15 protein-coding genes and 1 pseudogene are annotated in these 13,543 nt (G+C 66.6%); 7 read left to right on the top strand and 9 right to left on the bottom strand.

Annotated elements, in window-relative coordinates; genetic code table 11:
* The first annotated feature begins 66 nt into the window (after nucleotides 1-66).
* Nucleotides 67-919 (top strand): annotated as a pseudogene (locus tag LMQ14_RS05590) (endonuclease domain-containing protein).
* A gap of 55 nt (nucleotides 920-974) precedes the next feature.
* On the opposite strand, the gene arcA reads toward LMQ14_RS05590, so the two are convergent.
* Nucleotides 975-2,186, bottom strand: coding sequence for an arginine deiminase (gene arcA / locus LMQ14_RS05585; protein WP_267733808.1), 1,212 nt, complete (start codon nucleotides 2,184-2,186; stop codon nucleotides 975-977).
* Nucleotides 2,187-2,294: 108 nt separating this feature from the next.
* Between arcA and LMQ14_RS05580 the strand changes: the two genes are divergently transcribed.
* On the top strand, nucleotides 2,295-2,903 hold the full coding sequence (locus tag LMQ14_RS05580) for an alpha-ketoglutarate-dependent dioxygenase AlkB (RefSeq protein ID WP_267733807.1): 609 nt from the start codon (nucleotides 2,295-2,297) through the stop codon (nucleotides 2,901-2,903).
* On the opposite strand, the gene LMQ14_RS05575 is transcribed toward LMQ14_RS05580, so the two are convergent.
* The 5 genes from LMQ14_RS05575 to LMQ14_RS05555 form a co-directional block, all read right to left on the bottom strand.
* Complete coding sequence (locus LMQ14_RS05575; protein WP_267733806.1) at nucleotides 2,900-3,559, bottom strand: DUF5642 family protein; 660 nt, start codon at nucleotides 3,557-3,559, stop codon at nucleotides 2,900-2,902. The genes LMQ14_RS05580 and LMQ14_RS05575 overlap by 4 nt on opposite strands.
* A gap of 28 nt (nucleotides 3,560-3,587) precedes the next feature.
* Nucleotides 3,588-4,256: a DUF5642 family protein gene (locus tag LMQ14_RS05570; protein WP_267733805.1), complete on the bottom strand. Its 669-nt coding sequence runs from the start codon at nucleotides 4,254-4,256 to the stop codon at nucleotides 3,588-3,590.
* A 26-nt stretch (nucleotides 4,257-4,282) separates the two neighbouring features.
* On the bottom strand, nucleotides 4,283-5,233 hold the full coding sequence (locus LMQ14_RS05565; protein ID WP_267735365.1) for a GNAT family N-acetyltransferase: 951 nt from the start codon (nucleotides 5,231-5,233) through the stop codon (nucleotides 4,283-4,285).
* A gap of 215 nt (nucleotides 5,234-5,448) precedes the next feature.
* On the bottom strand, nucleotides 5,449-6,156 hold the full coding sequence (locus LMQ14_RS05560; protein WP_267733804.1) for a TIGR03943 family putative permease subunit: 708 nt from the start codon (nucleotides 6,154-6,156) through the stop codon (nucleotides 5,449-5,451).
* On the bottom strand, nucleotides 6,153-7,148 hold the full coding sequence (locus LMQ14_RS05555; RefSeq protein WP_267733803.1) for a permease: 996 nt from the start codon (nucleotides 7,146-7,148) through the stop codon (nucleotides 6,153-6,155). The genes LMQ14_RS05560 and LMQ14_RS05555 overlap by 4 nt, the downstream gene beginning before the upstream one ends.
* A 119-nt stretch (nucleotides 7,149-7,267) precedes the next feature.
* Between LMQ14_RS05555 and LMQ14_RS05550 the strand changes: the two genes are divergently transcribed.
* Entirely contained in the window at nucleotides 7,268-8,008 is a 741-nt protein-coding gene (locus LMQ14_RS05550; protein WP_267733802.1) for a class I SAM-dependent methyltransferase, read from the top strand.
* Between the two features lies 1 nt (nucleotide 8,009).
* On the opposite strand, the gene LMQ14_RS05545 is transcribed toward LMQ14_RS05550, so the two are convergent.
* A complete protein-coding gene (locus LMQ14_RS05545) occupies nucleotides 8,010-8,261 on the bottom strand; it encodes a hypothetical protein (protein WP_267733801.1) in 252 nt (83 codons plus the stop codon).
* A gap of 112 nt (nucleotides 8,262-8,373) precedes the next feature.
* Nucleotides 8,374-8,727, bottom strand: coding sequence for an ArsR/SmtB family transcription factor (locus LMQ14_RS05540; protein ID WP_267733800.1), 354 nt, complete (start codon nucleotides 8,725-8,727; stop codon nucleotides 8,374-8,376).
* 94 nt (nucleotides 8,728-8,821) lie between these two features.
* Between LMQ14_RS05540 and LMQ14_RS05535 the strand changes: the two genes are divergently transcribed.
* From LMQ14_RS05535 to LMQ14_RS05520, 4 genes are all read left to right on the top strand, one after another.
* A complete protein-coding gene (locus LMQ14_RS05535; protein ID WP_267733799.1) occupies nucleotides 8,822-10,762 on the top strand; it encodes a heavy metal translocating P-type ATPase in 1,941 nt (646 codons plus the stop codon).
* Nucleotides 10,759-11,604: a mycofactocin-coupled SDR family oxidoreductase gene (locus tag LMQ14_RS05530; RefSeq protein WP_267733798.1), complete on the top strand. Its 846-nt coding sequence runs from the start codon at nucleotides 10,759-10,761 to the stop codon at nucleotides 11,602-11,604. Before LMQ14_RS05535 ends, LMQ14_RS05530 begins: the two co-directional genes overlap by 4 nt.
* Nucleotides 11,605-11,686: 82 nt before the next feature.
* Nucleotides 11,687-12,085, top strand: a complete 399-nt coding sequence (locus LMQ14_RS05525) for an ArsR/SmtB family transcription factor (protein WP_267733797.1) — start codon at nucleotides 11,687-11,689, stop codon at nucleotides 12,083-12,085.
* A complete protein-coding gene (locus LMQ14_RS05520; protein WP_267733796.1) occupies nucleotides 12,082-13,116 on the top strand; it encodes a cation diffusion facilitator family transporter in 1,035 nt (344 codons plus the stop codon). Before LMQ14_RS05525 ends, LMQ14_RS05520 begins: the two co-directional genes overlap by 4 nt.
* Before the next feature lie 13 nt (nucleotides 13,117-13,129).
* Here LMQ14_RS05520 and LMQ14_RS28270 read toward each other — a convergent pair whose 3' ends face one another.
* Nucleotides 13,130-13,486: a PaaI family thioesterase gene (locus tag LMQ14_RS28270; RefSeq protein ID WP_420714660.1), complete on the bottom strand. Its 357-nt coding sequence runs from the start codon at nucleotides 13,484-13,486 to the stop codon at nucleotides 13,130-13,132.
* Nucleotides 13,487-13,543 lie beyond the last annotated feature (57 nt).

Below are 13,543 nucleotides of genomic sequence, written 5' to 3'. Positions count from 1 at the left end.
TCCGTCCGACCGCGACCCTGATTGCAATCTCGGCGAATTGTCGGTGAGTGGCCGCATCATGAGCGCGTGGTGGGGGTTTTTCTCGGAAGCGAAGCAATAGCGCGCGGCAAGCTCACGCGTGGTCAATTGCGTTGGAACTACCGGCAAATCCATCGCGATGTGTACCTGGCGAAAGATGCGCCGAGATGTCTGTCGGACAACATCTACGCTGCCTGGCTGTGGTCAGGCCGTACGGGAATCATCGCCGGCCGTGCCGCCGCCGCGCTCCACGGAGCCAAATGGATCGACGATTTCGCACCCGTTGAACTCGTCGGGTCGTTCAACCATCCACCGCCAGGCATCATCGTTCGCCGCGAACGGATCGAGTCGGATGAAATCGTGGAAGTGAGCGGACTCCGGGTGACTGGGCCAGCGCGGACGGCATTCGATTTGGGGGGCGCGGCATCTGCCACGCGGTGTCGCAGTTACCAATCTCGACGCACTCTCACGCGCTACGGGCATCACTGCCTCCGATGCAGCGGCGTTGGTCAGTCGCCACACCGGCGCGAGAGGCGTCCGCCAGTGCAGAGAGACTCTCGCCCTGATGGACGGCGGCGCGCAATCGCCGAAAGAGAGCTGGCTGCGGCTCCTACTCATCGACGCCGGCCTGCCGAGGCCGGCCACGCAGCTCAAAGTCACCGATGGCCATCTCGTCGCCTACCTTGACCTGGGCTGGGAAAAGCCGATGGTGGCCCTCGAATACGACGGCGACCACCATCGCAGCGATCGACAGCAGTACGTGAAAGACATCCGCCGTGCCGAGATGCTGGAACGAGCCGGTTGGCGAGTGATCAGGGTGATAAACGAGGACCGGCCGAAGGTCATCATTGAGCGCACCCGCGAAGCACTTGCGCGCCGATCGGCGTCGAGATTGCCGTGAGGGCTGCGATTTTCGCCCGATCACAACCATGACGGCAATCTCGGCGAAAAAAGAGCTAGAGCGGATCCCGCGCGACCGGGCAGGACATGCACCGCGGACCGCCGCGCCCGGTGCCCAATTCGGAGCCCGCGATCGTCAAGACCTCGATGCCCGCGTCCTGCAGGCGGGTGTTGGTCTGCCCGTTGCGCTCATAGGCGACGACGACGCCGGGCGCCAACGCCAACGTGTTGTTGCCGTCGTCCCACTGTTCGCGTTCGGCGACGACGGGATCGAGACCGGTGTCGATGACGCGCAGCTTGTCGATGCCCATCGCCTTGGCCGCAGCTTCCAGAAACGGCGTCTCGTCGCCGATGTTCACGCCGTCTGGTGTGCGCTGAATCGTGAACGCCGAAAGGTTGTCGACGATGTTCGCGTACATCACGACCGTGTCGGTGTCGACCATCGTGCACACCGTGTCCAGGTGCATCTGCGCGCGCCGCTGGGCGATCGGCACGGCAAGCACCGTGTGCGCCAGGTCGTCGTCAAAGAGGCTGCGCGCCAACGCTTCCGCACCCGCCGGCGTGGTCCGCTCCCCCACCCCGACCGCGACGACGCCCGGGGACAGCAACAGCACGTCACCGCCCTCGACGGGCGCGGTGCGCGATTCGTAGGCGCGCCGCACCCCGGTGAACCGCGGGTGGTGGGCATAGATCATGTCGGTCAACGACGTCTCGCGAACTCGGGCCCGCAGCGCCAGCGACGGGATCACCACGCGCGGGCCGATCCAGATCGACGAGTCCCGGGTGAACACCAGGTTCGGCAAGGGCTCGATCACGAAATCCGCACCGTGGTGCATGCGAAGCACCAGCGACACGTCGGTCCGGGTATCCGACGGCAGCTCGTTGAACGTCATGCCGGCCATCAAGATATGCGCCAGCCTGGCCGGGTCGAGGCCACGCAGGTAGGCCGAAAGCTCTTGCGCCAGCGGCACTCCGATCCGGCGCGCGTCCACGGCGGCGGCAACTCCCTGCATCCGGGCGGCTCCGCTGTGGTTGAGCGCCTCGGTCAGCAGGTCCGACAGCAGTAGTACTTCCACGCCCCGGGAACGCAACAACTCGGCGAACTGGTCGTGCTCGTCCTGCGCGCGGTCCACCCACGGCAGCCCGTCGAAGAGCAGCTGGTCGTTATTGCGCGGGTTGAGTCGCCGCAACTCGGCGCCGGGACGGTGCAGGATCGCAATCCGCAGGGCGCCCACCTCGGAATTCGTGCTGAGCTCGATCACACCCACCACTAAACCGTAGCCGCGCGAAACAGCACCGTCGCGTCACACCCGAGGGCGCGCTGGTAGCCCGGCGAGTCCGGATCAATCGAACGAATGTGCGATAAGCTGTGCGGCGTGGGGACCGCGGTACAGGGCTCGCTGTTCGAGCACACCCAGCGACGACAACTCGGCGACGGCGCCTTCATCGAGATCCGCGCCGGTTGGCTCAGCGACGACCCTGCCGATGCGCAAGACCTGCTCGACGCGCTGCTATCCACGGTGCCGTGGCGGGCCGAGCGCCGCCAAATGTACGACCGAGTGGTCGACGTGCCGCGGCTGGTGAGTTTTCACGACCTGACCGTCGAGGAGCCGCCCCACCCGATGCTGGCGCGGCTGCGGCGCCGGCTCAACGACATCTACGCGGGCGAGCTCGGCGAACCCTTCACCACGATCGGATTGTGCTGTTACCGCGACGGGTCGGACAGTGTCGCCTGGCACGGCGACACGATCGGCCGCAGCAGCACCGAGGACACCATGGTGGCGATCATCAGTCTCGGCGCCACCCGGACATTCGCGATGCGCCGGCGCGGGGGCGGGCCGTCGCTGCGGCTGCCGCAGGCGCATGGCGACCTGCTGGTGATGGGCGGAACCTGCCAGCGCACCTGGGAGCACGCGGTCCCGAAGACCTCGTTGCGCAAGGGCCCGCGCGTCAGCATCCAGTTTCGGCCGCGCGACGTGCGCTAAGACGTGCGGATTGCGGCCACCGCCTTGACGAGCAGGTCGCGGGCCCGCTGGGTGTCGACCTTGGCGACCGGCTGGTCCGGTACGACGAGCGGATTGGCAATCACGATCACCTGATAGTCGCCGAATTGCGCGGAGTAGTCGTACAACTCGCCGGTACGGGAACCACCGGCCAGCAGCGCTTGCAGGACGCGGTGCACGCCGAACGTGTGTGCCCCGTCGATGTTCGGTGCGTCGATGACCTCGAGACCGCCGCGCACCCCGGTCCCGGAGAACGCGACCTTGGTGCAGTCCTTGCCCGGGTCGTTGACGGGCAGCGGTTTGGAGGTCTCCACCGCGATGACGACGTAGCGGTCGCCGCTCCCCTCGGCGGACACCGCGGCCATGTTGCCCTGCACGTCCGGCGGCATGTCGGGTCCCGACGCCAACTTCGCGCAGTTGGCGGGGTCGAACTTCAGCCCCTCGGGCAGCTTGCGGGCGGACAGCAGCTTGGGATCGATCGCCCGTTCGGAGATGTCGGTGACTTTGAACTCGGGCCCGAAGCTCGACTTCACTCCGACGATCTTGGCGATGTCGGCGCTTGTCGAGGCGGTAGTGGCATTTGATGAACAACCGGCGAGCACGCACACGGCTGCGATCGCGCATACCAGCTTGGACACCGTGGCTAATCTACCCAAAGCCGGACGTTCAGCTGCGCAACGTGGACACCGTTTTGACGAGCAGATCCGCGGCGAATTGTGGTGGCAATGCCGGCAGGGCCGAGCCCGGATCGGTGGTCACCGTGGTGAAGGCGTAGTAGCCGCCCAAATAGGCGATGAATGTGTATGCCCGCGAATCGATTTCAGTTCCCGCCTCGACAGCTGATTTGATCTCGACGACCATGCCGACGGTTTGCGCATCATCGATGTGCGGAGGGTCGGTGAGCCGGACGTCGGCGGTGGTGTGCTGGGCGGTCATGGCCCACTGGCCGCAGGCGTCGACGACGTCCTGGTCCAGGTCAGCGTCTGGCAAAGCCACCACCGCGACGTTGATGATGCCGCCCGGACCCGAGGCGGACACGCCCTGCGCCGATTGGTCGCGCCCCTTGCCGGGGTCGGCGAGTGCGGCGCACGGCGCGGGCTTGGATGTCGCGTCCGGGTCGAGACCCCAGATCACCCGGGGCGAGGTCGAGCTCGGGATGCCGGCGGTGGCCTCGTAGTTGGGTGGCAGGTCGCGGACGACTCGCTTGATGTTGGCGGGGTTGACGGCGGTGCCATGCGCCGACGGCGACGGCGTGGCGGACGGCCGGTGCGCGGGCGCATGGGAGCATGCGACCACCAGCACCGCGAGCAGCGCACCAAACCAGAACGGCCGCATGCCCGTTCATATCACGAGACGCCGGATCAGCCGAGCGCCTCGATCACCTGACGGGCGACGCGTTTGATCTCGTCGGCCAACTCACGCTTGATGCCCAGGTCGCGCCGGCGCGGCACATCGATGACAGTGGTGATGACCCCGATATCTTCACGCTGCCAGATCGCGCCGTAGCGATCCATGATCGTACGCATCGGTAGATTGTCGGAAAGCATTCGCGCGGAGAATCTTTCGACTCCGTCGACCTTGGCGGCGATCGACAGCGCACCGATCAGGAAGCTCCCGATCCCCCGGCCCTGGTAGGCGTCGGCGACGGTGAACGCGATCTCGGCGACCGTCGGATCGTTTTCGTCCCGGACAAAGCGCGCATCGGCCACCGGGTCGTCGCCGTCGGTCACTACCCACACGAAGTGGTCGACGTAGTCGACCTCGGACAGATAATGCATCAGCGCCGGCGACGGCAGCCGGGCCGTCATGAATCGCCGGTACAGCGTCTCGCTGGAGAACTGGATATGGCCGTGCACGGTCCGCACGTCGTCACCGGGCAGCACCGGGCGCAGCAGCAGGTGGGTGCCGTCACGCATCCGGATCGGGATGGGCGTGACGAACGCGGCCAGCCGCTGGCGCACCATCCGCAGCAAGCGGGGCATGATGCCGGGGATGTGCACCAGCCGGGTGAACGCATCGTTGTCGCCGATCCAGCCGGTCAACGGTTCCAGCGTGGTGACGGTCGCGATCCGGGGGCTGTCGCGCAGCAGCGCGATCTCGCCGATGATCGCGCCGGCGGCCGTCGCACCGATGGACACCGCGCCGTCGACACCGACATGTCTGATCTCGGCGGTGCCCGAGGAGATGAGCAGGAATGACACGGCCTGCTCGCCCTGCTGCATCAGGACCTGTCCGGCCGCGGCGCGCAGCGGCTGCAGGCTGGCCGCCAACGGCTCCAGGTCGTCGATGGCGCATCCCTCGAAGATATCCATCGCGGCAAGTTCTTCCGCCCGCGCACCGATCAGTTCGGCCACGGCGGTAACCCCCGAATCCCGCAGTGCCGGCGCCGGCCCTCGAATCGCGATGATCGACCTGCCATGACCAGCCCGCCTGCGTTGCGGTTTACCGCGCCCAGACTGGACGGCTGGACACGGTCGGATGTTGCTCAGGTTAGGAGGTGGCTCCCCGCCGCGGCAAGGACGTGCGGTTACGCGTAGGGGTTGGCCGGCGCGGGGACGGGCGTGACCGAGACGGCCCGCAACGTCGGGATCGGCGGCGTATGGGGTTTGCGCTCGGCGGGCGTCACCACGCCTTCCACCCGCAGCCAGGTGTTGTCGGGGAAGTGGAAGGTACCGGCGCCGTCGTGATCGCGCAGGTGGATGCGGCCCAGTTGGGCGTCGGCGGCACAACAGATGATCACGATGCGGGCAAGGTCGACGCCGCCGGGTTCGTTGAGGGCGAAGCCGGTGACCGTGATCAGCCGGTTGTTCAGCGACCCCGTGCTGTCGTTGGCTGCCCGCACCACCACCTCCGCCAGCGAGACCTCCGGCGCCCGCCCCGCCGGTAACGGCGGAAATGCCACGCGCAGAACGTCATTGGAGACATTTGCCACCGATCCGGTCGCGGCCTGGGGCCGCAACGCCGGGGGCGACACGAAGCACAGCACCACGATGGGCACCGCGAGCAGCCACACCACACCGCCGCGGTGGGCATGCCCGTCGTCGGGATCACGTCCGCCGCGGCGGACGTCGCCGACAATGGACACCAATGCGAGCCCGATCAGCAGCGCAGCGGTGAGCACCAGCCACGGCATCAGCGAGGGCTTGACGTAGCGGGTGAAGACACCGGTGGCCAGGATCAGCCCGACGCTCAGGCCGACCAGCAGCAGGATCGTGTTCTCGGTTTCGCGCTTCATCGAGGACCGCCCAGCAGCAGCACGCCGACTCCGGTGGCCACCGCGGTGGCCACGACTAGTGTCGCGGGGGCGAAGCGAGTGGCGAACGCCCGCCCGAACATGCCGGACTGCATCGCCAGCAGCTTGACGTCGACGGCTGGCCCGACCACCAGGAACACCAGCCGCGGCACCAGCGGAACCATCGTCAGGCTGGATGCGACGAACGCGTCGGCTTCCGAGCACACCGCCAGGATGACGGCCAGCACGGCCATGGCTACGACGCCGAGAACCAAATGCGCGCCAATGTTTTCGAAGATCCACGGCGGCACCAGCACGTGTAGTGCCGCCGCCGCGGCGGCTCCCACCACGAGGTAGGCCGCCGCCTGCAGGAAGTCGTGCCGGGCGACTTCGCAGAACAGCAGCCACTTCGACTGCGTCTCGGGACCGTGGGACTCGTGCGCCGGGAGCCGGCGGGTGATCCATTCGGTGCGGCCCCACCGCGACCACGCCCAGCCCATCACCACCGCGGTCAGCAATGACGCGGCCACCCTGGCGATGACCATCCTGGGCTGACCCGGGAACGCGACGGCCGTCGCGACCACCACCACGGGGTTGATGGCGGGTGCGGCGAGCATGAACGTCAACGCCGCCGCTCCGGCCGCCCCGCCGTCGCCGAAGAGCCGGCGCGCCACCGGCACCGAGCCGCACTCGCAGCCGGGCAGCGCGGCCCCGGCCACACCGGCTACGACGACCGCCGCCGCGGGCCGTCGCGGCAGCCAGCGCACCAGCCGTTCCGGCGGCAGGAACACCGCGATCAATCCGCTGACCACCACCCCAAGGCCCAGGAAGGGCAGGGCCTGGACGAAGACGCCGCAGAACACGGTGCCGGCGGTGGCCAATGCGTCGCTGTTCACGACGACGGTGCGCAGCCACGTCCCCGCGATCGCGAACCCCACCAAACCGAAGACCAGGACTTCCATGGACCCGAAACGCGGTTGACTCTCGGCCCTCATCTAACGCACCCAGCCTGGAATCTGATGACCATTGATGAAAACGATTATCACTGTGACGAGCCCGGCGCCGGTACCCGGGCCACCGGCGTGGCGGTGGGGTCCACTAACGTCGGAACACAATGAGCCAGGATCCGGTCGAGTTGACCCGCGGCCTCATCAGCCAGACCGCCCAGCTGCGACACGGTTTTCTCGACGTGTTGGGCGAATCGACCAGCGCGCCGGTGCCGACCGTCGCACAGCGCGCCATGAACAGCCCGTTCGTCGCGACCGTCTACGAACGACTGTGGCGCCCGACCGCCTTCTACGCGGCCAGCGGGCTCACGCATCGGGCCGAACAGCGCCGCGCGGCGTCGGCGCTGCGTCTGTCGAACGCTCATGCGTTGCTCGATGTTGCTTGTGGCCCAGGCAATTTCACCGCTCCCCTGGCCGCCGAACTGCCGGACGGCGGCGTGGCGGTCGGATTCGATATCTCCGAGTCGATGCTGACGCGAGCCGTCGCCGACAACAGTGGGCCGCAAACCTGCTATGTCCGCGGAGATGCCCGCATGTTGCCGTTCGACGACGAAACCTTCGACGCCGTTTGCTGTTTCGGTGCGCTGTACCTGATGCCCGAGCCGTTCCGGGTGGCCGGCGAGATGGTGCGGGTGCTCAAACCTGGCGGCCGGATCGCGATCCTGACCAGCTATGCCCCCGAGGCGGCGGCGGTGCGGTATCTGATGACGGCGACCGCGCGCAGCATCGGGCTCACAATGTTCGGCCGGCGCGACTTCGTCGACCTGTTCTCGTCGGCCGGGCTCGTCGACATCGAGCAGCAGACGCAGCGCGCGGTGCAGTTCGTCGTCGCGGCAAAGCCTGACTGAGCTAGGACGCCGCCTTGGCAACGCCGAGAATCCGGACGACCGGCGTGCCCTCTTCACACTCCAGGACCCAGGGGTCGCCACCGCTGACGGGCTCGGAGGTGAGCCTGAACATGATCGGCAAGCCGGCCCGGTGCGACATCTGCGTGCATTCGACCTGAAACAGCCGGTAGTCGCCGTCTCCCCCGATGGCCAGCGAGAAGCCCGGCTGAACGGATTCGACCGGGACCTTCTGCAGGTAGTACTCGATGCTCATCCCCATCACATTAGAGCCGACACCGTATCTAATCCCGCACCGAAACACAGTCTTATCAAATGTTCAGCTAAATTTTTCCAACCCCGTCGCGGCCGCATGAGGCCTTGACCGCCTACGCCGTCGTATCGGTCGCGCCGAGACGCAGGTGCTCGATGTGGTAAACCGCCTCGTCGAGCAGTTGCGCGACGTGATTGTCGTAGAGGCGGTAGACGATGCTGCGGCCGTTGCGGTCACCGGCGACAAGTCCGAGGGCGCGCAATAGCCGCAGCTGGTGAGACACCGCCGGTTGTTCCATCCCAACCGCCGTCGACAGCTCGCCGACCGAGCACGGCGATTGCCGCAGCCTCGTCAGGATCATCAGCCGATTCGGCGAAGCCAGGGCTTGCAGCGTCTCGGCGATCTTGACGGCCGACACCGAGTCGAGCGTCGCCGGTGGCGTCACCCTGCCGTCGACTCCGTGTCCCATCTCTCAATTGAAGCACGCATCCACCAACTGATATGACACATGTAGAGCTTTACATGTATACATAGATGATTGTGTTGCCGAGGGAGGGGCTTCGATGACGTGCACCACCGTGCAGCCGACGCACGCGCCATTGGTACGGCGATCGAGCGTCTCGGGTCTCTGGTCGATCGCATCGGTGCGGTGGGCGACCGTCGCCCTGGTCCTGTTTGTGGCCGGACTCGTGGCCCAGTTACTTGACGCTCCTTCGTGGAGTTGGTGGGTTTTCTACCTGGCGTGCTACCTCACCGGCGGCTGGTCACCGGGCTGGGAAGGCTTGCAGGCGTTACGTTCTCGCACGCTCGACGTTGATCTGCTGATGGTGGTCGCCGCGATCGGCGCCGCGAGCATCGGCCAGATCTTTGACGGTGCGCTGCTGATCGTCATTTTCGCCACGTCCGGCGCATTGGAAGACGCGGCGACCAAGCGCACCGAGGATTCGGTCACGGGACTGCTGGACCTCGCGCCCGATCGCGCGGTCCGCATCGACGCCGACGGGGTCGAAGAATCGGTCAACGCGGCCGACCTTCGCGTCGATGACCTGGTCAGCGTGCGCCCCGGTGAGCGCGTCGGCGCCGACGGTGTCGTCGTCGGTGGCGCCTCCGACGTCGACCAATCCTCGGTGACCGGGGAGTCGATGCCGGTCGCCAAGGCCGCCGATGACGAGGTATTCGCCGGCACCCTCAATGGCGCTGGGGCACTTCGCATTCGCGTCACCAAGGACCCGTCCGACACCGTCGTCGCCCGCATCGTTGCCCTGGTCGCGCAGGCATCGGCCAGCAAGGCGAAGACGCAACTGTTCATTGAGAAGGTCGAGCAACGCTATTCCGTGGGCGTAGTCGTGGCGACCCTCGCCCTGTTCGCGGTGCCCCTGCTCCTCGGGGCGGAGCTACAGTCGACGCTGCTTCGGGCGATGACGTTCATGATCGTGGCGTCGCCGTGCGCGGTGGTGCTGGCGACCATGCCGCCGCTGCTCTCGGCGATCGCCAACGCCGGGCGCCGCGGTGTCCTGGTCAAGTCGGCGGTCGCGATGGAGCGCCTTGCGGATATCACCGCGGTCACCATCGACAAGACCGGCACCCTGACGACCGGAACACCGCAACTGACCAGCATCGCGGCGCTCGACGATCGCTACTGCGACGACGATGTGCTGCGGATAGCGGCCAGCGCAGAGCAATTCAGCGAGCATCCACTGGGGCGCGCGGTCGTGGCTGCCGCCCGCGCACGCGGACTCGTCTTTGCGGAAGCCACCGATTTCCAGGCTCTCCCGGGCCGTGGCGTGCGCGCGTGTGTAGCGGGGCGGACGATCGAAGTGCTGAGCCCTCGGGCATTTCACAGCAATCCGGTCGCGGCAAGCAACCTCGAACGCCAGGGCAGCACCGCCGTTCTCGTGATCGTCGACGGAACGCCAACGGGTGTTCTCGGACTCGATGACACGGTGCGCGAGGGAACCGACGCGGTGGTCCGCGCGATCGCCGCGCTCACCTCCAGGCCGCCGGCCCTGCTGACCGGGGATAGTCGCCCGGCAGCAGAGCATCTGGCCGCGCAGGTCGGGATCGCGGATGTGCGCGCCGACCTGCTGCCCGATGAGAAGGTTGACGCCGTGCGCCGGCTACAGGCCGACGGCCACCGAGTGTTGTTTGTCGGCGACGGCATCAACGACGCACCCGCGATGGCCGCAGCGCATTCCTCAATCGCCATGGGCCGCAACGGAGCCGACCTCACCTTGGAAACCGCCGATGCGGTCACCGTCCGAGACGAACTCGCCACGGTTCCGGCCGTCGTCGCGCTGGCCCGTCGCGCGCGTCGGGTCGTCATCGCCAATCTGGCCATCGCGGCGACCTTCATCACCGGACTCGTCGTCTGGGACTTGCTGGGACACCTGCCACTACCGCTGGGGGTGGCCGGCCACGAAGGTTCGACAATCATCGTCGCGCTCAACGGGTTGCGACTCCTGAGCGGGCGGGCGTGGCGGTCAGCGATATCGTGTCCAGCATGACAAACGCCGTTGGCAGGGTGGCCGGCAAGGTCGCGTTCATCACGGGTGCTGCGCGCGGGCAAGGCCGCGAACACGCCGTCCGCCTCGCCGAGGAGGGCGCCGACATCATCGCCATAGATACGTGTGGCGACATCGAGGGCGTCAACTATCCGGGCGCGACCCAGGACGATCTCGACGAGACCGCAGCACTGGTCGAGAAGTTAGACCGGCGCATCGTGACCGCCAAGGCCGATGTCAGAGACCTCGCGAGCCTGCGCGATGCGTTGCAGCAGGGAATCGATCAGTTGGGCCGGCCCGATGTGGTGATTGCCAATGCCGGCATCAGCGGCAGTCCCGCGCCCGCCGCGCTGATCGAAGAAGCCGCCTGGCAGACGATGCTCGATATCAATCTCACCGGGGTCTGGCACACCATCAAGGTGGCGGTGCCGCATATGTCCGACGGTCGCGGCGGATCCATCATCTTGGTGAGCTCCATGTTGGGACTGCGCGGCGGCGGGTATATGGCGCACTACGCCTCGGCGAAGCACGGCGTAGTCGGCTTGATGAATTCGCTCGCGAATGAGCTTGCGCCGCAGTTGATTCGAGTCAATTCGATCCACCCCGGCAACGTGCTGACACCGATGATCGACAACGAGCAGTTCCACCGCACGCTGCGGCCGGACCTCGCCGAGCCCACCATGGCCGACACGGCTGCGGTGATCGGCCACTTCCACATGCTGCCGGTGCCGGTAATCGAGGCGCGTGCGGTCAGCAATGCGGTGCTGTTTCTCGCCTCCGACGAGGCGCAGTACATCACTGGAGCGGCATTGCCGGTCGATGCGGGGGCCGTCGCGAAGTTCTGATGCGATATCGCATCTGATATCGCCGTCGACAGTCGCCTCATGGTCGGTCGCAAACCGCGGCCATATTGGCTATTATCTACGTATGAATGCAGATAACACTGCAGGGCCACTCGCCGAGGATCAGGTCGGCCTGATCGTCGAGATCTTTCGAATGTTGGCTGATTCCACCCGTATTCGCGTGTTGTGGGCGCTCACCGAGGGTGAGTCGTCGGTGAACGACCTGGCCGAAAAGGTGGACAAACCCGCGCCGTCGGTCTCCCAGCACCTCGCCAAGCTGCGCATGGCTCGGCTGGTACGCACCCGCCGAGCCGGGACCACGATCTTCTACAGCCTGGAAAACGAACACGTCCGCCAATTGGTCATCGATGCGGTGTTCAATGCCGAGCACGCCGGTCCCGGTGTGCCGTCCCACCACCGCGGCGACCCGAACGTGCGCGGCATCACGACCGATCGGCGGCCTCGAAAGGCCAACGCGCGATGAGCGATCACAACCACTCCCACGGACACGAGCACGATCACCCGAATGGACTGCGGCACGCGATCAAGGAGATTTTTGCGCCGCATTCCCACGATGCCGCCGACAGCTTTGACAGCGAGCTGGAATCCAGCGCCGACGGCATCCGCGCAGTCAAGATCAGCCTGCTGGTGCTGGGCGCGACCGCCGTCGCGCAGATCGTCGTCGTGGTCCTCTCCGGCTCCATCGCGCTGGCCGCCGACACCATCCACAACTTCTCCGACGCCCTGACCGCCGTGCCGCTGTGGATCGCATTTGCGTTGAGCACCAAGGCCGCAACCCGCCGCTACACCTACGGGTTCGGCCGGGCGGAAGACCTTGCCGGACTGTTCGTGGTCGCGATGATCGTGCTGTCGGCGATCATCGCCGGGTACGAGGCGATTGAGCGGCTGATCAATCCGCGGCCCATCGAGCACGTCGGCTGGGTGGCGGTCGCCGGAGTTCTCGGGTTCATCGGAAACGAATGCGTGGCCCTCTACCGCATCCGGGTCGGACGCCGCATCGGCTCGGCCGCGCTCGTCGCCGACGGCCTGCACGCGCGCACCGATGGCTTTACCTCCCTGGCAGTCCTGATCGGCGCCGGCGGCGTGGCTTTGGGCTTCCCCCTTGCCGATCCGATCATCGGGTTGGCGATCACGGTGGCCATCTTGGCCGTGCTGCGCACCGCGGTGCGAGATGTGTTCCGCCGGCTGATGGACGGCGTCGATCCGAAGCTCATCGATACGGCCGAAGCCGCGCTGGCCGCCCGGCCGGGCGTGCGCTCGGTGCGCAGCGTGCGGATGCGCTGGATTGGACATCGGCTGCACGCCGATGCCGAACTCGACATCGACTCCGCACTGAGTTTGGCTGCCGCACACCAAATCGCGCACGAATCCGAACACGACCTGATTCACGCCGTACCCAAGCTGACCACCGCGATGATCCACGCCTACCCCGCCGGCGGTACCAACGCCGCCCAGGAACATCGCGATCGCGCCGAATCACACAGTCACACGTAAATCGCTTCCAGCCCTACAGCACTAGTTGCGTACAACGGAACAGTGCGATCGGCCGTGTCCCGGCGCCGACGGTGACAACCGCGTCCCAAATCTGGGTCCGCCGACCAACATGCGCCGGCGTGGCCACACAGCCGAGCTGATCACCGGGCATTGCGGCCTTCAGATGATTGGAGTTGAGTTCGAGGGTGATGAATCCGCCCGCTTTGCCGGAAAGCGCTGCACGACACCCGTAACCACAGGCAGTGTCGGCCAGCGCCACTACCGCGCCGGCATGGACATGACTTTCACCCGGCACCATATGAGAATCAGTAGCGTCCAAAGCGGCCTCGACACGGCCGGCATCGAGGTGAGTTATCCGGATGCCGAGCATGCCGGGCAACCCGGGCAGTGGTTGATCTACGAGGGTTCTTTCCTTTTTTCCCAACGC

Source organism: Mycobacterium sp. Aquia_213 (assembly GCF_026625985.1).
GTDB lineage: Bacteria > Actinomycetota > Actinomycetes > Mycobacteriales > Mycobacteriaceae > Mycobacterium.
The sequence above is the reverse complement of the archived record's forward strand: the minus strand, read 5'-3'. Positions and strand labels throughout refer to the sequence as shown.